This window comes from Aquirufa salirivi, from assembly GCF_045310485.1.
Classification (GTDB): domain Bacteria; phylum Bacteroidota; class Bacteroidia; order Cytophagales; family Spirosomataceae; genus Aquirufa; species Aquirufa salirivi.
Window position 1 is genome coordinate 405,515 of the sequence record NZ_JBEWZH010000001.1, and the last position, 20,693, is coordinate 426,207.

The window sequence follows — 20,693 nt, forward strand, 5'->3', positions numbered from 1 at the left end:
CTTCCTTAGTTTAGATTAGGATCATCTGGATAGGTAGACAATACGCGATAATCCCCTCCTTTATCAAACAAGACTTTCCTCCACAAATTCAAGGTGGGCTCATCAAAGACATATTCGGCTTTGGCAGGATGTAACATCCAAGCATTGGATTTTACTTCTCTTTCCAACTGGCCTGCTCCCCATCCTGAATAACCAATGAAAAATTTGATTTCTTCAAACCCAATTTCCCCTCCAACCACTAATTCAATGGCCCGCTCAAAATCTCCTGACCAAAATACCCCCTGTCCTATCTCAATCCCATTGGGAATTAAATCCGGTCTTCGATGAACAAACTGCATGATGGTGGGATCTACTGGCCCGCCAGAATAAAGTGGTACATCTTCCATCACCTTCTCATCCATATACGAATCCAGCACAATTTCTTGCCTTTGATTTAACACCAATCCAAAAGAATGTGAGGAAGAATGTTCACACAATAATACAACAGAACGATGAAATGAAGGATCCTCCAAAAATGGTTCAGAAACCAATAACATACCTGGTTTTAATTCCAAAGGAGCATTTTTCTTAGGCATAAAAAAGAAATTTGTAAGTTTGTTAGAAATGAAATTGACCATGGCCACCAACATTTACCTCTCTTTGGGAGGCAATCTAGGAAATACCCTTGAAATTTTTAAAAATGTCTATCCAATTCTTGAAAAAAAAATAGGGCCTATACTTCATTTTTCATCCCTATATCAAACAAAAGCCTGGGGAAACACGCAGCAAGCTGACTTTCTGAACCAAGTGCTTGAATTAAACACAAAACTTAATCCGCAAGAATTAATCACTCAATTATTAAGTATTGAATCCGAGCTAGGCCGAGTGAGGAAACAACAATGGGAAGCTAGAATCATTGATTTGGATATTTTATTCTATGGGAACCAAGTCGTCCAAGAAAGTAATTTACAAATCCCTCATCCCTTTTTGCCTCAACGAAAATTTGTTTTAATTCCTTTGGCAGAAATAGCCCCAAATCTGATTCACCCTATCTTACAGAAAAGCATGGAAGCCCTGCTGAATGATTGTCCTGATAGTTCGGAAGTAAAGCAATTGGAATTATAGATTTTCCTGAACCTTATTCTTATCCATGGTATCCATCGTACCAAATATATAATCCCAAATAGGAGAAGAAACACCAAACACTGCATTCCCATCTTTATAATGATGAACAGCATGGTTTACCCAAAGCATTTTAAAATAATTTTTGGGAGGAGGATAAGCATGAACACAATAATGCACCAATAAATAGGATGCATATCCCCAGATAAAGCCAGGAAAAAACGCAAAGGCATAATTGTTGAGCGCAAAATATGAAATGGAAAAGAGCATACCTACCACTAGGACGGCTATGATTGGAGGCATGGCTAAGCGTGACTTATCTTTGGGATACTCATGATGAACACCATGTGCCATGTATTGAAATTTAGACCTTGCTTCGGTGCTTGGTTCTATGTGGTAAATACTACGGTGAACCCAATATTCAATGAAAGTAAATCCAAAAAATCCCACTAAAAATAGGCTTAAAATAACCCTGTTATCTAATACCGCATACGTGAAGGCAAAATACAACAGCACCATGCCTGTTAAAAAAAATAGGCTAACAGGAATAGCAATATGTGTTCTTGACAATTTCTCCAATAATGGATTTTCAAATAATTGTTTAGAACCCGAATGCTTCGGACGGATGTTTTGTTTTTCCATATTTCGAATTTTTAGAAAAAAATCGGAATTGAATTGAAGTAGACTTAGGCTATAAAACAAAATTAATAGAAACTATTCGCTATCCAAAAGATTCTGAGTAGGGAATTTCCAACTTTGGCTTATGACCCTTTGATAGTAGTTTTCGTAAATAGGAAGTATTTTCTCAATATCAAATAATTTAGCCCTCTCTAAAGAATTCTTCTTCATTTGAGTTAGTAACACTTCGTCTGAAAGTAGTTTAATGGTATTTTTGGCCATATCTTCAATATCACCAATTTCACTTACAAAGCCTGTTTCACCATGTATATTCACTTCCGTAATCCCACCCGCATTGGATGAAATCACCGGTACTTCACAAGCCATAGCCTCTAAAGCAGCCAGACCAAAACTCTCTTTTTCTGAGGTTAAAAAGAAAACATCTGCTAAAGAAAGGGCTTCTTCAATCGTATCCAACTTACCTAAAAATCGGACATCGCCTTGAACGCCTAAATCCCGACAAAGCGCTTCGATGGCAGAACGTTCTGGTCCATCACCAACTAACAACAATTTGGAAGGAATTACTTTTCTGACTTTTTCAAATACATGAATGATGTCTTCAATTCTTTTTACTTTCCGGAAATTGGAGGTATGCATCAACAGCTTTTCTCCATGTGGACAAATGGCTATTTTGAAATGTTCTTTGGCTTGTTTTTTAAATCGTTTGAGGTCAATGAAGTTCGGGATAACCTCAATCGCACTTAAAATTTCAAACTCCGCATACGTATCATTTCGTAGACTTTCTGATACAGCTGTAACTCCGTCCGACTCATTGATAGAAAAAGTGACAACGGGTTCAAATGAAGGGTCTCTTCCAACGAGCGTAATATCAGTACCATGCAAGGTTGTAATTACAGGAACGTGGATTCCTTTGTATTTTAAAATTTGTTTCGCTAAATAAGCTGCCGATGCATGCGGAATGGCATAATGTACATGCAATAAATCCAGTTTTTCATTGATGGTAACATCCACCATTTTACTAGCCAATGCCGACTCATAAGGTAAGTACTGAAACAAGGGATAGGAAGCTACACTTACCTCATGATAGAAAATATTCTCGGAAAAGAAATCCAATCTAGGTGGCTGAGTATAGGTAATAAAATGTACTTCATGACCAGCCGATGCTAGGGCTTTTCCTAATTCGGTTGCCACAACCCCACTCCCTCCATACGTTGGATAGCAAATGATTCCTATTTTCATGTTCCGATTTTAACCTGAAGAAACAAAACTTCAATTTTTGCCTAAAGGTTCCGCAATATGGGCTAAATTTGTAAGAAAATAATCGTTCAGGCTTGAAAAACATCATCATTTTTGCTTCTGGATCAGGTTCCAATGCGGAAAAAATCATTCAACATTTAGCAGGCTCTTCACTAGCTCAGGTAAGTTGTATTTATTGCAATAATCCTGAAGCGGGCGTCATTGAACGTGCCAAACGACTGCATGTACCTTGTCGAGTTTTCTCCAGAGAAGAATATAAAAACGGAAAAGTCTTGAGTGAAATTCAAGCTTTAGATACCGATTGGATTGTTTTAGCTGGGTTTTTATGGCTAATTCCTGGCAGTTTTGTGCAGGCCTTTCCTCAACGAATCGTCAACCTACACCCCGCACTATTACCTAAGTTTGGAGGCAAAGGGATGTACGGTCATTTTGTACATGAAGCCGTCATTGAAGCAGGGGAAAAAGAATCAGGCATCACCATTCATTTGGTGAATGAACAGTATGATGAAGGAGCTATTATACATCAAAGTTCTTTTAGCATTGATCCTGGCGACAGCCCAGAGGATGTCGCCAGAAAAGGCCAGGTTCTTGAGCACCGTGATTTCCCAAAGGTAATCGAGAACCTAATCAAACAATCAAGCTAATTACCAGCCTCCGCCTAATACCCGGTACAGTTGAATTGCATGAATCCAGCGTTTTCTTGAAATTTCTAATAATTCCAATTCCGACCTTAGAGCGTTTTGCTGTGCGGTAAGTACCTCCAAATAATTGGCCTTAGCCGTAGTAAATAAAGTTCCTACGGTGGCTATTGCTCCTTTGGTCAACATCACTTCACGCTCTTTCAACTGATCCATACGCTGTAAATAGGCCAATGATTTCACCTGAGTATCCCATTCCAAAAAGCCTTTTAACAGTGCATTTTGATAGCTTAAATCCAGGGCTTTCCATCGAGCATTTTCTCTGCTAATATTGGAATATAAGGCGGAACGATTTAACCAAGGTGCCGTAATGCCCCCAATCAATTGATAAGCCATAGAGCTTGGCAACTGTAATAAGTAAGCAGGTTGAAAACCTTGTACCCCTAACATGCCCGATAAAACCACCGATGGTTTTAATGCCAAGTCAGCACTTTCCTTGTTCAGCAATTGGGCTTCCAATTCCAATCTAGCTTGACGAACATCTGGTCTTCTTTCTAATTGATCAATCTGAATTTGAGCGTACATGCTGCTATCCAAGGAACAATTGAATGGATATTGAGAACGTGCAATTTTTTTAGTCGGTTGGTTTAGCCAATAACGAAGTTGGTTTTCTAATTCAATAATTTGCTGTAATACCAAACCTTCCTGAGCTCTTGAATTTAACCACTGAGCTTCCAATTGTTGTACGGCAGATTCATTTACTTTTCCGGCTTCCTTTTGAATCTTAACCAAACTCAAGGCACTAAATTGAATACCAATATTCGTTTTTAAAATATCCAATTCCTGGTCCAAAGCCACCAATTGTCCATACATACCAGCTACCTCAGAAACTAAAGAAGTAATGTACCACTGCTGACCTGATTCCGTCGCTAAATACCGCAAAGCACTCGCTTTTTTTCGTTTAGAAAGTTTCCCCCAAATATCCACTTCCCAAGAGGATTGAAGTCCGATCATCACGTCAGGCAAATGCTCTGGGATGATCTGCTCTTTGGTAATATTAGGAGAAAATTGAGTATCATAATTACCCACACCATCCATGGTGTATTTACTAAATCTTCTTAAACTCGGTTGAATAACACCTGAAACAGTCGGCTTCATAGCTCCTCGATCAAAAGTATACTGGGCCCGACTAATAGCCAGATTTAAGAACCCAATCTTAATGTCATTACTACGTATTAAGACAGAATCTATTAATTGTACCAATAAACTGTCCTTTTTCCAACAAGCTTCAATGCTAGAAACAGACTGCCCAAGATCTTTCATTCGATAGGCTTCCAGTTCAGCATCGATCTTACGGGCATCACGGAAAATGGCTTGCTGACAAGACAGCAAGCTCATCGAAAATATACTTATTATGACGATTAGACGCATATTAAACCTTGGGTTTAGAAAATTTAGCTGATATAGTGGCAAAGACAACATACAATCCGGGAATCACTAATAATCCACCCACTGTTCCTAAAATCATGCCGCCAGCAGATGCCGTACCAATTGTTTGATTTCCGATCGCACCGGCACCCGAGGCAATCATCAAGGGAATCAATCCTGCGACAAAAGCAAATGATGTCATTAGAATCGGACGTAAACGAGAAAAAGCACCCTCTTTGGCCGCTTCAATAATCGAAGCCCCTTCTTTCTGTTTAGCAATGGCAAACTCTACGATCAAGATGGCATTCTTACCTAATAAACCAATCAACATCACGAGGGCCACTTGGGCATAAATGTTATTTTGTAAACCAAATAAATACAAGAATGCATAGGTTCCCATCGCCCCCATTGGCAAGAAGAGCAGCACGGGGAATGGCAACAAGAAGGATTCATATTGTGCAGAAAGCAATAAATACACAAAAAGCAAACAAATGGCAAAGATGAAAATCGCTTGGTTACCAGCGAGATCCTCCTCTCGCGTCATGCCCGACCACTCAAGTGTATATCCACGAGGAAGACTTTTCAAGGCTTGTGCACGGATGATATCCAAAACCGCACCAGAACTAAATCCGGGTGCAGGTTCACCGTTGACCATGGCAGAAGTAAACATATTGTAGCGGGTAAATTGTTCTGGACCATATACTCGCTTCATCTTTACAAAAGAAGAATAAGGAACCATATCACCGGATTTGTTTTTGGCATAAAACTTCAAGACATCATCAGGATGCGCCCGGTAACGCGGATCAACCTGCACCATGACTTTATACATTTGACCAAAACGAATAAAGTTGGTGGCATAAAAACTTCCCAATAAGGTTTGTAGGTTATCCATGGCAGGCAAAACATTCACCCCTTTTTGTGCCGCAGCTTCTTGATCTACCTCCAGCATGTATTGTGGAAAGTTTGGGTCAAAACTAGAGAAGGTATTTTGAATTTCGGGTGATTCATTTAGTTTCTTCGCGAAGTCATTTGAAACGGCAGCCAATTTTTGCAAATCGCCCGAACCACTACGATCCTGAATCCTAAATTCAAAACCAGATGCATTTCCAAATCCAGGAACAGCCGGAGGGGGGAAGAATTGAATACTGGCATCTTTGATTCCATTTGTTTTGGCCCGAATAATTTCTGTCAATTCATTTACTGTTTCTTTGCGCTCTTCCCAAGGCTTCAAGGTTATAATTCCCGTTCCATAAGACGCTCCTGATCCATCCGTTAATAAGCTAAATCCGGCAAGTGTTGAGAATGACTCAATTGCATCAATGCCTTTGATCGATTTAAACACCTGATCCATAACACTTTCCGTTCTTTCCAGCGTAGCACCAGCAGGGGCCGTCGCATTCACATATAAGGTTCCTTGATCCTCCGAAGGAATAAATCCACTAGGGACAATGCCAGATAAGATAACTGTACCGACCACAGAACCGAGTAAAATCATCCACATCAATATGCGCTTACTAATTAAAGTGCCTACTACAAGCAAATATTTTTTGGCGATTTGATCGTAACGATGGTTAAAAGCATGGAAGAATTTACCTAACCAGTTTTTTTGATTGTGCTCAGGTTTTTTCAATAACAAAACACAAAGTGCCGGAGTTAATGTCAAAGCAGTCAATCCAGATAAGGCAATCGAAATGGCCATCGTCACAGAGAACTGTCTGAAAAATACGCCAATTGGTCCCGAAAGAAAAGCTACAGGCACAAACACGGCACCCATAACCAATGTAATTGCCAAAATCGCACCCGAAATTTCATGCATCGCCTCTTGTGTCGCAGCTAATACAGGCATATCTTTTTCTTCCATTTTGGCATGAACAGCTTCCACCACGACGATGGCATTATCCACCACAATACCAATGGCTAACACCAAGGAGAATAAAGTCAACAGGTTGATCGAAAACCCAAATGCCAGCATGAAGGTAAACGTACCCACAAGTGACACGGGTACCGCAATAATTGGCACTAAAGTTGCACGCCAATCCTGTAAAAATATAAACACCACTAGGGCAACCAATAAAAATGCCTCCAGTAATGTTTTAATTACTTCATGAATCGAAGCATCTAAAAAACGGGATACATCATACGAAATTGTAAATCCCATGCCCGGAGGAAAAGTAGACGTTTTCAATTCCGCCAATCGTTTTTTGACATTTTCAATAACTTCCGCAGCATTGGAACCCGGACGTTGTTTTAACAAAATTGCGGCTGATGGTCGACCATTTTCTTTCGAAAGCACATCGTAATCCAGCGACCCAAATTCCACATCGGCCAAATCTTTCAAGCGTAAAATCTGGCCTGTTTCAGTCGCTTTGATAACTAAATTTTCATACTCCGCTACTTGAGTAAACTTACCCGTATACCGCATCACATATTGCAAAGTTTGCGGATGTTTACCTGAGCTCTCTCCGATTTTACCTGGAGCGGCCTCTACGTTTTGATTACGCAAAGCTTGTATGACGTCTTCCGCGGATAGTTTGTAGGCAAACAAGCGATCTGGATGCAACCATACACGCATGGCATACTCACGTTGACCCATAATGTCGGCAAATCCAACACCGTTGATACGCTTCAGTTCAGGCAAAACGTTGATGTCGGCAAAGTTGTAAATAAACTTTTCGTCGATGCTTGGATCCGAACTTAACAAGTTCACATACAGCAACATACTGTTTACTTCTTTTTCCGTCATCACACCTGCCTTAATTACTTCTTCAGGCATTTCATCTAAAACCGTCTGTACCCTAGTTTGTACATTGACAGCCGCCACATCGGGATCTGTCCCCACTTCAAAATATACCTGAATAATACTTGTTCCATCATTTCCTGAAACGGAAGTCATGTAAGTCATACCGGCTACTCCATTAATTGCCCTTTCCAAAGGCGTCACTACGGCTTTTGCACATACTTCTGCATTGGCACCTGTGTATTTGGTGGTTACCGTCACTGCTGGTGGAACGATGTCCGGAAACTGCGTAATAGGTAACTGCTGCATGGAAATAACCCCCAAAATCACAATGAAGAGGGAAAGAACAATAGCCAGAACCGGACGCGTTATAAATTTTTGTACCATGGTTCTTGCTTAAAGTGTTTTAGATTTTTCCAATATTTGCCGCATGGGAACGTACTCTCCTTTGATCTTTTGTCCTTGTTTCACCAATTGAATACCTTCTACTAAAACGGTATCCGAAGAACTAAATCCTTTTACTAAATAAAAGTGCGGCATTCGAATCTCAGGCACTAGGCTTTTCATCTTCAAAGTACCCGTTTTGTCCTTGATAAAAACATAATTTTTTTCCTGAATTTCGAATACCGCCTTTTGTGGTAATAACCAGTAACCATTCACCTTTTTTGGCATTTGAATGCGACCAGAAGAACCATGTTTCAACAGTTTTTCTGGGTTATCAAATCGCGCTCTAAAAGCAATATTACCCGTATTCTTATCAAACTCGCCCTCAATCGTTTCCACCTTACCCCCATGAGGGTACAATTCTCCATTGGCTAATAATAAAGTCACGGCTGAATTGTTTTTAAAGCCTTCTCCCAATTCAGCAAATGCCAAATATTCCTTTTCAGAAACATTGAAATAGGCAAATACATTTTTGGTATCAGATAAGGTGGTGAGTAAAGTTCCCTCGTCAACTAAGCTACCAATTTTGAAAGGTAAGCGGTCTACAACTCCATCAAAGGGTGCTCGAATAGAAGAATATTCCACACGTAATTGAGCGGCTTTCACATGCGCTTCAGCCTCCTCTTTTTTCGCTTTTAAACCTTCTATTTTTGCTAGAGCGATGGATAATTGATTTTTGGCAATGACATTTCGATCCACCAATAATCGCGTATTGATTAGCTCCAATTCCTCCGCTTTGATTTCCGCCATGGTTTGGTTCAATATGGATTTGGCACGCATTACTTCGGCCAAATACTCCAAATTATTAATCGTGAATAATACCTGCCCTTTACGAACCGCTTTCCCCTCATCCACATGTATTTTATCCAAATACCCTTTTACCCGAGCCCGTATTTCTACGTTATTGATGGCATTAATATCTGCCACAAACTCCTGAGATATCGTGGTATCCATTTGGATAGGTACACTAACCTCTAGACTGGATATCTCCTGACTATTGGTTTCATTTTTAGTACCACATGCTTGTAAAAGGAGTATACCCATACAAAACACTAGCTTAGACGCTCGATTCATTTTACTTTTCTTTAGATTGGGCTATCGCCTGTTGTTTATAAGAACTACGTTCTAGTCCCCTGCTTACCGCTACTTGTTGCTCTATCAATGTTTCTCTCTTTCTATACTTGGGAGTTTCAGAACTCGTTTGTTGAGAATACTCCTTATTGATAACTTGAATAACTGTAGCTTCGGACTTTAAATTTCTATTTAACTGGGCTTTATAATTAGCCGGAACTTGGCTAACTCCTATATGTGCACAGCAAACACATAGGAATGACATGAATATTTTCATATAATTCAACTAATTAATGTGTGAGAGCTAATAGCCCCACACACCGGTTCAAGAAATGATTTTGTTTCGTTTTGTTATTAATTGTGCGGATTTAGACCGACAATTGCGGAGGCGGACTAATCATATCCAAGGAAATATCCTGATAAGGATTAGCCTCTAACTGAACAAGCAATTCATGTTGATTTACTTGAAATATATGTAACTGGGCTGCGGGCTGGAGAAGAAAAGCAAAACCTTCTTCTTCCATATCTTGAACTTCATCAGATGATGGACCCGCTATATTGATGTCAGAGAACTGATCTAGCCTAACAGTTGAGTCCTCACGTGTATGTTGAATCGTGCTCAAAATCAAGCTGTCGTTTATCATTAAAACGGCAAGCAAGACAAAACACCACGTTAATAAATTCCTCATTTAGGCAATTAAAATATTGATAGGTTTGAACAATGTACGTAAGTTAAAACGGAAAAACCTCAAAATCGTTTTACAAATACAAAAAATACAATTTATTCCTTAATCTCTTCAAATGGCACATAATCACCATCCTCAGCTTTCGTTGACCGAGGCTTAGATTTAGCTTGTGGTGGTACAAAATCCACATCTATACTTCCTTCCCTCTTAGCTTCCTTTTGTCGGAATGCCTGTTCAGATTGCTGTCGATGTACTTGAGTAATGATATAACTCTTAAACAGCAATTTGAACAATGGCCTAATGACGTAAATAAATAAGAAAATAAGTCCGAGAATCTTTAACATGTTTTTATTTTTTGTCTATTAACGACTTAAATATAAATTTCGTTCCCCATACACCTTTCTAAAAAATTCATCTTTCAAATCATCAATGAAATAAATGGCTTCTCCAGTAGATTTCATCTCAGGTCCTAATTCCATGTTGACATTCGGAAATTTGTTGAAAGAAAATACAGGAATCTTAATGGCGTATCCTTTCTTAACGGGTTGGAAGTTAAAATCCTTTACTTTTTTATCTCCCAGCATCACCTTGGTCGCATAATTGACATAAGGCTCTTGGTATGCCTTACAAATGAAAGGCACCGTTCTAGAAGCTCTAGGGTTAGCTTCAATGATGTACACCACTTCATTTTTAACTGCAAATTGGATGTTCAACAAACCTTTTGTCTTTAAAGCCACCGCAATTTTCTTGGTATGGTCTTCAATTTGTTTGAGCACATTTTCGGATAAATCAAATGGAGGTAAAACTGAGTGCGAATCTCCTGAGTGGATACCAGCAGGCTCAATATGTTCCATGACACCAATGATGTACACATCTTCTCCATCACAAATGGCATCAGCCTCTGCTTCAATCGCATTTTCTAAGAAATGATCTAACAAGATTTTATTTCCAGGAATATCGCGCAAAATATCCACGACATGTTGCTCAAGCTCTTGCTCATTGATCACAATCTTCATCGATTGACCACCCAACACATAACTTGGACGCACCAATAAAGGATAACCCAATTCACGACCTAACACCACCGCATTATCAGCATCTTCGCAAACTCCAAATTTAGGATATGGAATATCTAAGTCTTTCAAAAGACTAGAAAAAGCTCCCCGATCCTCTGCCAAATCCAAGGCTTCAAACGAAGTTCCTAAGATTTTAATGCCATATTTAGCTAATTTCTCAGCTAATTTTAAAGCTGTTTGACCTCCCAACTGAACAATCACCCCTTCTGGTTTTTCATGCTGAATGATGTCATACACATGCTCCCAGAATACGGGTTCAAAATATAATTTGTCTGCAATATCAAAGTCCGTAGAGACCGTTTCTGGATTCGAATTGATCATGATGGTCTCATAGCCTGCTTCTTTAGCCGCTAGGACACCGTGCACACAAGAATAATCAAATTCAATTCCTTGACCAATGCGGTTAGGCCCAGAACCCAAAACCACGACTTTTTTGCGGTCAGAGGATTTGGACTCATTGTCCATGGAGTCGGTACTTTGACCAAAAGTGGAATAATAATAAGGCGTTTTTGCTTCAAATTCTGCGGCACAAGTATCTACACACTTGTATAAACGCTTAATTCCTAGGCTATTACGCATATCGTAAACTTCAGATTCTAAGCAACGAAGTGTATGGGCAATTTGGCGATCAGCAAATCCTTTATGTTTCGCTTCTTCCAATAAATTGGTTGGAATGGTAGCTAAGGTATATCGTTCGATTTCTTTTTCTACACGTACCAAATCTTCAATTTGATTCAAGAACCACTTATCGATTCGCGTTAATTGTTGAATTGTCTTGAAAGAAATACCCATTTTAAAGGCATCATAAATATGGAACAATCGGTTCCAAGATGGGTTAGCCAATGAATGCATGATGGCTTCTTGATCTCTCAATTCTTTTCCATCTGCGCCTAGGCCATTACGCTTAATTTCCAGGGATTGACACGCCTTTTGCAATGCTTCTTGGAAATTACGACCAATACCCATGGTTTCTCCTACGGACTTCATTTGAAGACCTAATGAACGATCAGCACCTTTGAATTTATCAAAATTCCAACGAGGAACTTTCACGATTACATAGTCTAAAGCAGGCTCAAAATAGGCCGAAGTAGTTCCCGTAATGGCATTGGTTAACTCATCCAAATTATATCCAATGGCCATCTTGGCTGCGATTTTAGCAATCGGATAACCCGTGGCTTTAGAAGCCAAAGCAGATGAACGTGAAACACGTGGGTTGATTTCAATGGCAATGATTTCATCTGTTTCTGGATGTAAGGCAAACTGCACATTACAACCACCCGCAAATTTACCTATGGCATTCATCATCATGATGGCCATATCACGCATACGTTGGTAGATCGTATCTGGCAATGTCATAGCAGGCGCCACCGTGATGGAATCTCCTGTATGTATACCCATTGGATCAAAATTCTCAATGGAGCAAATGATGATAACATTGCCCAAATTATCGCGCAACAATTCTAACTCATATTCTTTCCAGCCCATGATGGACTGCTCTATTAATACTTCGTGAGTAGGAGATGCATGCAAACCTTTGTTCAATGCTGCATCAAAATCTTTAGGCTCATTGACGAAACCTCCACCCGTTCCACCCAAGGTGAATGACGGACGAATCACTAATGGGAAACCTGTTTCTTGGGCAATTTCTTTTCCTTCTAGGAAGGAACGGGCCGTTCTTCCTTTGCACACACCCACACCCAACTCGATCATTTTCAAACGGAATTTCTCCCGATCTTCGGTGGTCTCAATGGCTTTGATATCAACCCCAATAATTTTTACTCCATATTTTTCCCAAACCCCCGCTTCTTCGCAATCGATAGCCAAGTTCAACGCCGTTTGACCACCCATGGTTGGTAAGACCGCATCCACTTGATGCCTTTCCAAAATATGAATGATAGAAGCTCTATCTAATGGCTTCAAATACACATGATCGGCGTTCATAGGGTCCGTCATGATGGTAGCAGGGTTGGAATTGATCAAAATCACTTCGATTCCTTCTTCACGCAATGAACGTGCAGCTTGAGAACCAGAATAATCAAACTCGCAGGCTTGACCAATTACAATAGGACCAGAACCGATAATCAGAACGGAACGGATAGATAAATCTTTTGGCACGATATTAATTTATTTTGTATCAATAGAAAACAAATTTTTAGACCTTTACACTTAGGCTCAAAAATTGTACAAAGTTAGTAGTTGAAGCCCGAATTGGGAAACGTTATTGAAAATAAAAATCAGGAATTTTAAGCACATAGACCTTTTCACTCATTTGATTTCTTTTCGTCCCATTATTTCCCGTAATTTTGATAAAAATAAAAATCCCGTGATCAAAATAATCGTGGCTTGTGATGAAAAAAACGTCATTGGCAAAAACAATCAACTCATTTGGCACCTTCCGGCGGACCTAAAGCACTTTAAAAATTTGACCACCGGGCATTCCATCATCATGGGAAGAAAGACTTTTGATTCCATCGGCAAAGCCTTACCTAATCGTAACAACTTAGTCGTCAGCCGACAAAACGCTATCCACAGCGAAGGGATCATACTTTGCCATTCTTTGGAGGAAGCCATTTTAAAAGCAAAAAGCCTATCTAGAGATGATGTTTTCGTCATTGGTGGAGCTGAAATATATAAACAAGCCATCGAGATTGCCGACCAAGTTATACTCACCCGCTTGCATGATTATTTTGATGGAGATGCCTTTTTCCCCGAACTTTCCAGCAAGGATTGGGAAGTCATACAGACAGAAAGAGGCATTACCGATGAAAAAAATCCCTATCAGTACAGTTTTTTAACTTACCAAAGAATCCAATAACATGGAAAGAAAAGTGGCTTTACTCGAGCAAGCCATCCAACTGGATGCATTTTACCCTTTTTTGCAAGATGACATGGCAGGAGGAATATGTTTGTTTATTGGCACCATTCGAAATAAAAATCAAAATAAAGACGTGAAATCACTGGATATGGAAGCTTACCCTCCCATGGCTGTGAAACAAATAAACCTATTGATTGATCAGGCTGGAGCCAAATGGCCCATTGAAAAAGTAGTTATGGCTCACCGAACTGGCCCATTAAAAATCGGGGATATCGCTGTATTAATAGGCGTAACTTGCGTACATCGAGCAGAAGCTTTTCAAGCTTGTCAGTGGTTGATCGACCGACTAAAAGAAGAAGTACCTATTTGGAAAAATGAATTTTATGAAGATGGTTCCTCTTGGCTAGTTCCCCATCCTTGAGCTAGCATCAAATTACAGCCCCTTTGTTCCGAATTATCAAAACGCCCCAATACCTTAAATCGAATCCCATCCGCTTCCAATGAACCCAAATCTTTGGTTTCAATAAATGAACAGGAATCTATATTGGCTAGATCGATAACCTTGATACCTCCCACTCGACCTGCTTGAGTGACTTGCCCAAAAGGATCATTGACCTCCCTTAATAACACCCGCATGCTGATTCCAGGCGTAAAAACACCTTCCTTATTGGCATAAGCCTGAGAAAACAACTCTGTCATACCATATTCTGAAGCAATCTGCGGTACATGCATTTTCGCTTGAAGAAAAGCATGAACCTCTTCTCGTAGCCATTCTTCCCTCCTCCCTTTCATCCCACCAGTTTCCATCACCATGATGCGACCCTCTGTTATGGCTTCTTTCCAAAACGTAAAATCCTGACCTGTGTCTACCCAATCCAGCAAACCAAAGGTTACACCCATCAACCAAATCTTTCGGTCAGTCTGTAGCGCAGCTTTCAGATTTTCGACCAAGGTATCGTATTGATTCAAATAAAAACCCGCAAGCTCCGATCCCGACTGTTTAATAAAATAATCCATCATAAAGACCAAAGAAGAGCTACTTCTTTCCAGGTAGGAAGGCAAAAGCGCAAAAATATGGTAGTCTGTCAGTAAGCCGTAATTTGTCTCAAAAATTCGTTTTGCCTGGACTTGATAAAAGTCAGGATCACAAACGATATGTTTAGAGGGGATTTGACCCGTAGTTCCCGAACTTTCAAATTGAAATAAAATGGGCGCAAAGCCCGATTGAACCAAATGGTTTTTAAATAACTCAATGGGTAAAAAAGGAATATCCGAAATATGGGTAATACTCCCAGCATTTACACCCAATAAACCTACATACAAATGATACAAGGGGTTATGGACATATTGATAATGAAAAATATCCAAAGCGAGACTTTCAAAATCAGCTTCTTGCATCTGATTGACGCGATTCTTCAAACTCAAAGAAAGGCTTTCCCAATCTTCGTTTCCACTCTGCATAGCTTTTTTTGAAATTATGCACAAAATTAATGCAAATCATTAACTTTACGCTTCTAATGACCATCGAATCTTCATGATTAAACTAGGTAGTCTCTTCATCATCACCTCATTTTGCACTTGGGCATTATTTGCCTGTGTTCAAGAACCTGATTATGGTACTACTCCTAATATTGAATTTGAATCAATTAAAAAAATCACCAAAATCAGTAATGATGGTTTCGGAGGAAAAGCCAAAATTGATTCCGTCGTGATGACCATCAAATTCCAAGATGGCGACGGCGATTTGGGAATTACCACCGCTGAAAAAAATTCAGACCCTAAATATAAAGATTACCGCAACTTCGAAGTTGATGTTTTATTAAAGAAAAATGGCAAATTCATTCCAGTAACGTTTAGCCCCAAACTTGGAGGCTTAATGAATTTTCCTTTTAAACCTGATCAAAAACCCGGACCTATCGAAGGTTACATTTCCTATTCCACACAATTTGTATATGCCTTTTACAAAGGTTATTCCCCAGATTTTACGGAGAAAAATGACACCTTGGCTTTCCGTATTTCTATCAAAGACAAAGCATTTCATCAAAGCAATACGATTGAGACAAGTCCGATCGTGATTTTTCAAGACTAAATAATCTTAGATTCTACGTTTATCACGCATCTTCAGCCTCGCTGTCATTTTACTATTGGCTCATCTAAGCTTGGCACAAAAAACAAATCAGCTTAAAGAGCAGTCAAGGTACTTTGATCCGTTTATTGGAGGAAAACAATAAATTAAAGCAACAAATAATGAGTATGCGATTTCTACCCGTGAATTTTTCCAAATTCCCTTATCCAATGGCGAAAAATTAAACGCCTACACCATCAAGCCTAAAAACTTTGATCCGAATAAAAAATACCCAGTCTTAATGCATGTCTATGGTGGTCCTAACAGGTATTGGATGTTTATCCAATTAGCAATGATTTTTATTGGTATCAAACGTTATTGGATAAAGGTTACTTAATTTATTGCGTGAACAATCGAGGTACTGGAGCACGAGGAGTGGATTTTAAAAAAATAACGTATCAAAATCTAGGTAAAATTGAGGTGCAAGATCAAATTTATTAGGCCCAATATTTGGCTAAATTACCCTATCTAGATGCGTCTCGAATCGGCATTTGGGGCTGGAGCTATGGCGGATTTATGTCGTCCAATTGCCTCATGCAAGGAGCTGATGTATTCAAAGCGGCAATTTCCGCAGCACCTGCTACCAACTGGCGTTTTTATGATAGCATTTACACGGAGCGATACCAAATGACGCCACAAGAAAATGCGAAGGGATATGATGATAATTCACCCGTAAACCACGTCAATAAATTGAAAGGCAATCTATTATTGGTACATGGTACAGGCGATGACAATGTGCATTTTCAAAATGCGGTGGACTTACAAGAGGCTTTAATTAATGCCAATAAGAATCACAGCATTGCAGGAGGAAATACCCGATATCATTTATACCAAATGATGACCAAATCCTCTTGAAGAATTTATAATGATTTGAGAATTTGATAGACCTCTGGATTCAGGCGATAGGTAAACATCCGCTGATCTTTTTCGTCGGTGTGAACATCTAAAATTTGCTCTTTACCCAGTAATAGGCGAAGTGATTTTGTCAAATTCTCAAATATTTTAGCCCTAAATTGTCGTTGAGATTCTGGTGAACTTTTATGCTTACCAAAGAAGGCAATGATTTGATGTCCTGAAATATATCCAGTAGTATAATTCAAAATTAGGAAATCGAGCAGCATTTTTTCATTTTCCCCCAACATGATTTTTAATTGTTTTACCAATCTTATTTTTTTCCACTTTTGGTACAAAAAGAAAGCAAAAACTAGAAAGGCCAAGGTAATGATGACGACAGATCCTTCCAAGACGGTCTGGTACCAAGGAGCTTGGCCAAGTTTACCCAAGTATTCTGATTCACGAAGTACATCATTCAACATCATCCGATGATTTTTGATCTTGTTAGGACTAGACTGATTGGATAAATTAGTCCAAATCAAGGTATCTCCATTGACATGGATTGCTTTATCAAAATTCCCAGTATATGGCCCTTCAATAACCAATCGATTCGTATTTTTCCAACGATACGTTTTAAAATCATCCAATACATCGATGAAATACAACATATCAAAGTTCTTTTTCTGACCAGATTTGTCTAATAAAATGAAATAACGTCCATTGAATAAATAATAACGCGTCAAATCCTTTTCTAAGAAGGATTTGATTTCTTCCAATTCAATTTTACCCTGACTTACAAATTCACTTTTCTCGAAATTGTATTCATACATGCCCCAATCAACTTGATCTAATCGCTTGGAATCCGTATCATTGATTACGTGGTTGCCCATGGTAATGAACTTATCCTGACTAGGCACATAGGCCGTTAAGCCCATCGTAATTGCTGCTGGCACATTCCCTTTAGCTTGAATGCTCAACCATTCTTTACCATCTGCATGGTATTTGGTTAGTATATTGGTTGAAGTCCAAAAACCATAACCTCCAAAAGAATAAAGAACTCCATTACGATAAAAGGTCGTACTCAAACAATTAGCCCCTCGATAATAGGTCTGATCAATTCGCTTTAAGGCTAATTGCTTTTTATTTATTTGATAAACTTGGTTCGTACAAGAAATTAAAAGATAAGCCCAGTCTGAATTTTCAATGCTAAATTCTTTCACGGCATAATTCGCCGAAATCAAATCTGTCTTTTCTACGTTTTCAAGCGACAAGATGCCTAGATTAGACCAAGGAAGCCCATTCTTTGTCCTAGAAAGCTGCTTATTTTCAAAATCAATTTTATAAAAATATCCTGTGCCTGCACTAAACCATTCTAATGTTTGAGCTAAAACATTTACTTGAATCAACAATAAAACACTTATGAAGTAGCTACTTAGGCGCATGATTTAATTCAAATTGATAATAAAAATGCAATTATTTCAAGTAAAATTGTCAAATACTTGGGAATAGATTGAAAAGCTATGCCCAATTTTTCAACAAAAATGGCTAATTTTACGGATTAAAGTTTAACCCATGGGATGGATTAAACCATAAAAATCGCTTATGACCCTACACAGAGAAGGAAAAACTATCTTATTGACAGCCATTGTCATTGTATTAGCTATAAATGCTTTAGTAGCCTATTTTTTACCCGAACAAGTTTATATGAGAGAAGCTGTGGTGGTAATTACAGCCCTATTTTATTTGCTTTTGGTACAGTTTTTCCGTGTTCCTAAACGTGTAACGCCGATTAATCCTCAAGATATCATTGCCCCTGCCGATGGTAAAGTAGTGGTGATTGAAGAAGCTGTAGAGACTGAATATTTCAAAGATAAGCGTAGACAGGTATCCATTTTCATGTCACCGATCAATGTGCATATTAACTTTAATCCAATCTCAGGTATCGTATCGTATTTCAGATACCACCCTGGCAAATACTTAGTAGCCTGGCATCCAAAATCTAGTACGGAAAATGAGCGTACAACGTATGTGGTGAAGCATGAAAACGGGACAGAAATCTTATTTCGACAAATAGCTGGGGCTTTAGCCAAACGTATTTGTTGGTATGCCAAAGAAGGCGATGCCGTAGTTCAAGGAACAGAATTTGGCTTTATCAAATTTGGTAGTCGTATCGACATTTACCTTCCATTAGATGCTGAAATCTGCGTTAAATTAGACGATAAGCCAGTTGGAGGAGAAACTGTTATTGCTAGACTCGCTCAATAACCATTCATCATTTCATTCGTTTCAATCTAGGATGTATATTTCCTAAGGTGTATTTTTATCAAAAATCAACACCATGTTTAGACAATTAAGCGATTTTTATCGCACTTGGGCTTACGAATCCGACAGTACCATCAAGATGTTTCAGGCCATACAATCTGGCCATTTACAAGATAATCCCAGCGAAAATTTCAGAAGCATGGCTCGGTTGTCGTGGCATATCACGGAATCCATTGCTGAATTATTGCATCATGCTGGATTAAAGGAAGTAGAAGGGATTGTGGATGCCAGCCAAGAAAAAAATGACCTCGATAAGCTCATTTCAGAATATCAAAAATCATCGGAATCTTTGATTTTGGCATTAAAAAATCATTGGACAGATGAGATGTTGGAAGAGAAAGTTCCCATGTACGGTGACCATTGGGAAAGAGGTGTGGTATTAAGTATACTGATCCGTCACCAAAGCCATCACCGTGGTCAACTAAGCGTATTGATCCGCCAAGAAGGCCTTACAATTCCGGGCATGTATGGCCCTTCTAAAGAAGAATGGCTAGCTATGGGAATGAAACCATTGGTATAAGGTTTAGTACCAAGAACTATAATTTTTTTCAATCAAATCGATGATAGCCTGCAAACCCTTGCGGTCTGTTTCACTAAAATCATTCAATTGATCGGAATCAACATCCAAGACCATCACTACCTCTCCTGCAGAATCCATCACAGGTAATACAATTTCTGATTTGGAAGCAGATGCACAGGCAATATGACCTGGAAATTCGTCAACATTAGGCACAATGATGCTTTCCTGGGTTCGATAGGCATGACCACAAACTCCTTTGTGGTAGGGAATTCGGGTACAGGCTACTGGACCCTGAAAGGGTCCGAGAACCAATTGATCCTGTTTATTTAAATAAAAACCCACCCAAAAAAAACCAAAATAGGCATGGATAGCTGCAGCAATGTTAGCTAGATTGGCATATAAATCTGTTTCTCCTTGAATCAGCGCCTCCACTTGAGGGATTAGAGCCTGGTATTTATCGGCCCTACTGCCTTCGACTATTTGTAAATCTTCTGCCATAAATTAAACGGATGCAGCTACAAAATACTTTTTAAGCCAAGAATCATTTGCCTGAGCTGGCCAATGAGCTCTATAATCAGCTAAATCCTTCACCTGAGGAATAGCGATTAAGGAATCTGGGGAAATTTTTCCTTTGGCAACCACTTGTTTTATTCCTAATAATGGAAATAAAATAAGGCTATCTTCTTGAACCAAAGCCACGGAACGGTCAAAGAAATTAATTCCCATCTGAAATGCCAAATCCTTAAACCAGCCCGTTGAGGCATCAATAGAACAGCCAGATGCCGCATGCAGATGTTCATCAACGGCAATAACAATAATCTGATTATATCGGATTTGGAATGAACTTGCTAAAGGAGCACCATGGGCATTCCAATCTTGCACAGCCTGTTTCAAATAGGATTGAATAAAAGTTAATTCTTGCTCATTAAAAACCTTATTGGCTTGGTAAATCCAAACTCGAGAATGGGCAGGTAATTGTTGAAATTCTACGTACATATCT

At 39.2% G+C, this 20,693-nt stretch carries 21 protein-coding genes and 1 pseudogene; 8 read left to right on the plus strand and 14 right to left on the minus strand.

Features of this window, described 5'->3' with window-relative positions; genetic code table 11:
• Nucleotides 1-5: 5 nt before the first annotated feature.
• Nucleotides 6-575, minus strand: coding sequence for a YqgE/AlgH family protein (locus U0R11_RS01630; protein WP_406749493.1), 570 nt, complete (start codon nt 573-575; stop codon nt 6-8).
• Nucleotides 576-615: 40 nt separating this feature from the next.
• Between U0R11_RS01630 and folK the strand changes: the two genes are divergently transcribed.
• On the plus strand, nt 616-1,104 hold the full coding sequence (folK, locus tag U0R11_RS01635; RefSeq protein ID WP_406749494.1) for a 2-amino-4-hydroxy-6-hydroxymethyldihydropteridine diphosphokinase: 489 nt from the start codon (nt 616-618) through the stop codon (nt 1,102-1,104).
• Here folK and U0R11_RS01640 read toward each other — a convergent pair.
• Together U0R11_RS01640 and bshA are read right to left on the minus strand one after the other, a co-directional pair.
• Nucleotides 1,099-1,743 carry a sterol desaturase family protein gene (locus U0R11_RS01640; protein WP_406749495.1) on the minus strand — a complete coding sequence of 215 codons (645 nt, stop codon included), beginning with the start codon at nt 1,741-1,743 and terminating at the stop codon, nt 1,099-1,101. The two genes, folK and U0R11_RS01640, sit on opposite strands and share 6 nt — an antisense overlap.
• Before the next feature lie 72 nt (nt 1,744-1,815).
• Nucleotides 1,816-2,979 (minus strand): N-acetyl-alpha-D-glucosaminyl L-malate synthase BshA, encoded by a 1,164-nt coding sequence (bshA, locus tag U0R11_RS01645; protein ID WP_406749496.1) that lies wholly within the window; start codon nt 2,977-2,979, stop codon nt 1,816-1,818.
• Nucleotides 2,980-3,071: 92 nt separating this feature from the next.
• Between bshA and purN the strand changes: the two genes are divergently transcribed.
• Nucleotides 3,072-3,641, plus strand: coding sequence for a phosphoribosylglycinamide formyltransferase (purN, locus tag U0R11_RS01650; protein WP_406749498.1), 570 nt, complete (start codon nt 3,072-3,074; stop codon nt 3,639-3,641).
• Here the strand turns inward: purN and U0R11_RS01655 are convergent, their stop codons facing one another.
• From U0R11_RS01655 to carB, 7 genes are all read right to left on the minus strand, one after another.
• Nucleotides 3,642-5,033 (minus strand): TolC family protein, encoded by a 1,392-nt coding sequence (locus tag U0R11_RS01655; RefSeq protein WP_406749500.1) that lies wholly within the window; start codon nt 5,031-5,033, stop codon nt 3,642-3,644.
• A 34-nt stretch (nt 5,034-5,067) separates the two neighbouring features.
• Entirely contained in the window at nt 5,068-8,187 is a 3,120-nt protein-coding gene (locus U0R11_RS01660; protein ID WP_406749501.1) for an efflux RND transporter permease subunit, read from the minus strand.
• Nucleotides 8,188-8,196: 9 nt separating this feature from the next.
• Nucleotides 8,197-9,318: an efflux RND transporter periplasmic adaptor subunit gene (locus U0R11_RS01665; protein WP_406749502.1), complete on the minus strand. Its 1,122-nt coding sequence runs from the start codon at nt 9,316-9,318 to the stop codon at nt 8,197-8,199.
• Between the two features lies 1 nt (nt 9,319).
• Complete coding sequence (locus U0R11_RS01670) at nt 9,320-9,580, minus strand: hypothetical protein (protein WP_406749503.1); 261 nt, start codon at nt 9,578-9,580, stop codon at nt 9,320-9,322.
• 103 nt (nt 9,581-9,683) lie between these two features.
• Nucleotides 9,684-10,004, minus strand: a complete 321-nt coding sequence (locus tag U0R11_RS01675) for a hypothetical protein (RefSeq protein WP_406749504.1) — start codon at nt 10,002-10,004, stop codon at nt 9,684-9,686.
• A 92-nt stretch (nt 10,005-10,096) separates the two neighbouring features.
• Nucleotides 10,097-10,345, minus strand: a complete 249-nt coding sequence (locus U0R11_RS01680; protein ID WP_406749505.1) for a hypothetical protein — start codon at nt 10,343-10,345, stop codon at nt 10,097-10,099.
• Nucleotides 10,346-10,363: 18 nt separating this feature from the next.
• Nucleotides 10,364-13,192: a carbamoyl-phosphate synthase large subunit gene (carB, locus tag U0R11_RS01685; RefSeq protein WP_406749506.1), complete on the minus strand. Its 2,829-nt coding sequence runs from the start codon at nt 13,190-13,192 to the stop codon at nt 10,364-10,366.
• A 208-nt stretch (nt 13,193-13,400) separates the two neighbouring features.
• Between carB and U0R11_RS01690 the strand changes: the two genes are divergently transcribed.
• Together U0R11_RS01690 and U0R11_RS01695 are read left to right on the plus strand one after the other, a co-directional pair.
• Nucleotides 13,401-13,892 (plus strand): dihydrofolate reductase, encoded by a 492-nt coding sequence (locus U0R11_RS01690; RefSeq protein WP_406749507.1) that lies wholly within the window; start codon nt 13,401-13,403, stop codon nt 13,890-13,892.
• 1 nt (nt 13,893) lies between these two features.
• Entirely contained in the window at nt 13,894-14,313 is a 420-nt protein-coding gene (locus tag U0R11_RS01695; protein ID WP_166374916.1) for a molybdenum cofactor biosynthesis protein MoaE, read from the plus strand.
• Here U0R11_RS01695 and U0R11_RS01700 read toward each other — a convergent pair.
• On the minus strand, nt 14,274-15,353 hold the full coding sequence (locus tag U0R11_RS01700; protein WP_406749508.1) for a long-chain-fatty-acid--protein ligase: 1,080 nt from the start codon (nt 15,351-15,353) through the stop codon (nt 14,274-14,276). The two genes, U0R11_RS01695 and U0R11_RS01700, sit on opposite strands and share 40 nt — an antisense overlap.
• Before the next feature lie 73 nt (nt 15,354-15,426).
• Between U0R11_RS01700 and U0R11_RS01705 the strand changes: the two genes are divergently transcribed.
• Together U0R11_RS01705 and U0R11_RS01710 are read left to right on the plus strand one after the other, a co-directional pair.
• Nucleotides 15,427-15,981: a hypothetical protein gene (locus U0R11_RS01705; RefSeq protein ID WP_406749509.1), complete on the plus strand. Its 555-nt coding sequence runs from the start codon at nt 15,427-15,429 to the stop codon at nt 15,979-15,981.
• Nucleotides 15,982-16,362: 381 nt separating this feature from the next.
• Nucleotides 16,363-16,872 (plus strand): annotated as a pseudogene (locus U0R11_RS01710) (prolyl oligopeptidase family serine peptidase).
• A gap of 5 nt (nt 16,873-16,877) precedes the next feature.
• On the opposite strand, the gene U0R11_RS01715 reads toward U0R11_RS01710, so the two are convergent.
• A complete protein-coding gene (locus tag U0R11_RS01715) occupies nt 16,878-18,293 on the minus strand; it encodes a hypothetical protein (protein WP_406749510.1) in 1,416 nt (471 codons plus the stop codon).
• 160 nt (nt 18,294-18,453) lie between these two features.
• Between U0R11_RS01715 and U0R11_RS01720 the strand changes: the two genes are divergently transcribed.
• Nucleotides 18,454-19,116, plus strand: coding sequence for a phosphatidylserine decarboxylase family protein (locus U0R11_RS01720; RefSeq protein WP_406749511.1), 663 nt, complete (start codon nt 18,454-18,456; stop codon nt 19,114-19,116).
• Nucleotides 19,117-19,189: 73 nt separating this feature from the next.
• A complete protein-coding gene (locus tag U0R11_RS01725; RefSeq protein ID WP_406749512.1) occupies nt 19,190-19,693 on the plus strand; it encodes a DinB family protein in 504 nt (167 codons plus the stop codon).
• Between the two features lie 3 nt (nt 19,694-19,696).
• Here U0R11_RS01725 and U0R11_RS01730 read toward each other — a convergent pair whose 3' ends face one another.
• Together U0R11_RS01730 and U0R11_RS01735 are read right to left on the minus strand one after the other, a co-directional pair.
• The gene (locus tag U0R11_RS01730; protein ID WP_406749513.1) at nt 19,697-20,191 is read right to left on the minus strand and encodes a GAF domain-containing protein; all 495 of its coding nucleotides are present in this window, start codon (nt 20,189-20,191) and stop codon (nt 19,697-19,699) included.
• Between the two features lie 3 nt (nt 20,192-20,194).
• Nucleotides 20,195-20,689, minus strand: a complete 495-nt coding sequence (locus tag U0R11_RS01735; protein WP_406749514.1) for a hypothetical protein — start codon at nt 20,687-20,689, stop codon at nt 20,195-20,197.
• Nucleotides 20,690-20,693 lie beyond the last annotated feature (4 nt).

What these genes read in the sequence shown, in the direction of transcription:
- U0R11_RS01630 (WP_406749493.1), bottom strand. Translation starts at nt 575, where the DNA reads ATGCCTAAGAAAAATGCTCCTTTGGAATTAAAACCAGGTATGTTATTG.
- folK (WP_406749494.1), top strand. Translation starts at nt 616, where the DNA reads ATGGCCACCAACATTTACCTCTCTTTGGGAGGCAATCTAGGAAATACC.
- U0R11_RS01640 (WP_406749495.1), bottom strand. Translation starts at nt 1,743, where the DNA reads ATGGAAAAACAAAACATCCGTCCGAAGCATTCGGGTTCTAAACAATTA.
- bshA (WP_406749496.1), bottom strand. Translation starts at nt 2,979, where the DNA reads ATGAAAATAGGAATCATTTGCTATCCAACGTATGGAGGGAGTGGGGTT.
- U0R11_RS01655 (WP_406749500.1), bottom strand. Translation starts at nt 5,033, where the DNA reads ATGAGCTTGCTGTCTTGTCAGCAAGCCATTTTCCGTGATGCCCGTAAG.
- U0R11_RS01660 (WP_406749501.1), bottom strand. Translation starts at nt 8,187, where the DNA reads ATGGTACAAAAATTTATAACGCGTCCGGTTCTGGCTATTGTTCTTTCC.
- U0R11_RS01665 (WP_406749502.1), bottom strand. Translation starts at nt 9,318, where the DNA reads ATGAATCGAGCGTCTAAGCTAGTGTTTTGTATGGGTATACTCCTTTTA.
- U0R11_RS01670 (WP_406749503.1), bottom strand. Translation starts at nt 9,580, where the DNA reads ATGTCATTCCTATGTGTTTGCTGTGCACATATAGGAGTTAGCCAAGTT.
- U0R11_RS01675 (WP_406749504.1), bottom strand. Translation starts at nt 10,004, where the DNA reads ATGAGGAATTTATTAACGTGGTGTTTTGTCTTGCTTGCCGTTTTAATG.
- U0R11_RS01680 (WP_406749505.1), bottom strand. Translation starts at nt 10,345, where the DNA reads ATGTTAAAGATTCTCGGACTTATTTTCTTATTTATTTACGTCATTAGG.
- U0R11_RS01695 (WP_166374916.1), top strand. Translation starts at nt 13,894, where the DNA reads ATGGAAAGAAAAGTGGCTTTACTCGAGCAAGCCATCCAACTGGATGCA.
- U0R11_RS01700 (WP_406749508.1), bottom strand. Translation starts at nt 15,353, where the DNA reads ATGCAGAGTGGAAACGAAGATTGGGAAAGCCTTTCTTTGAGTTTGAAG.
- U0R11_RS01705 (WP_406749509.1), top strand. Translation starts at nt 15,427, where the DNA reads ATGATTAAACTAGGTAGTCTCTTCATCATCACCTCATTTTGCACTTGG.
- U0R11_RS01715 (WP_406749510.1), bottom strand. Translation starts at nt 18,293, where the DNA reads ATGCGCCTAAGTAGCTACTTCATAAGTGTTTTATTGTTGATTCAAGTA.
- U0R11_RS01720 (WP_406749511.1), top strand. Translation starts at nt 18,454, where the DNA reads ATGACCCTACACAGAGAAGGAAAAACTATCTTATTGACAGCCATTGTC.
- U0R11_RS01725 (WP_406749512.1), top strand. Translation starts at nt 19,190, where the DNA reads ATGTTTAGACAATTAAGCGATTTTTATCGCACTTGGGCTTACGAATCC.
- U0R11_RS01730 (WP_406749513.1), bottom strand. Translation starts at nt 20,191, where the DNA reads ATGGCAGAAGATTTACAAATAGTCGAAGGCAGTAGGGCCGATAAATAC.
- U0R11_RS01735 (WP_406749514.1), bottom strand. Translation starts at nt 20,689, where the DNA reads ATGTACGTAGAATTTCAACAATTACCTGCCCATTCTCGAGTTTGGATT.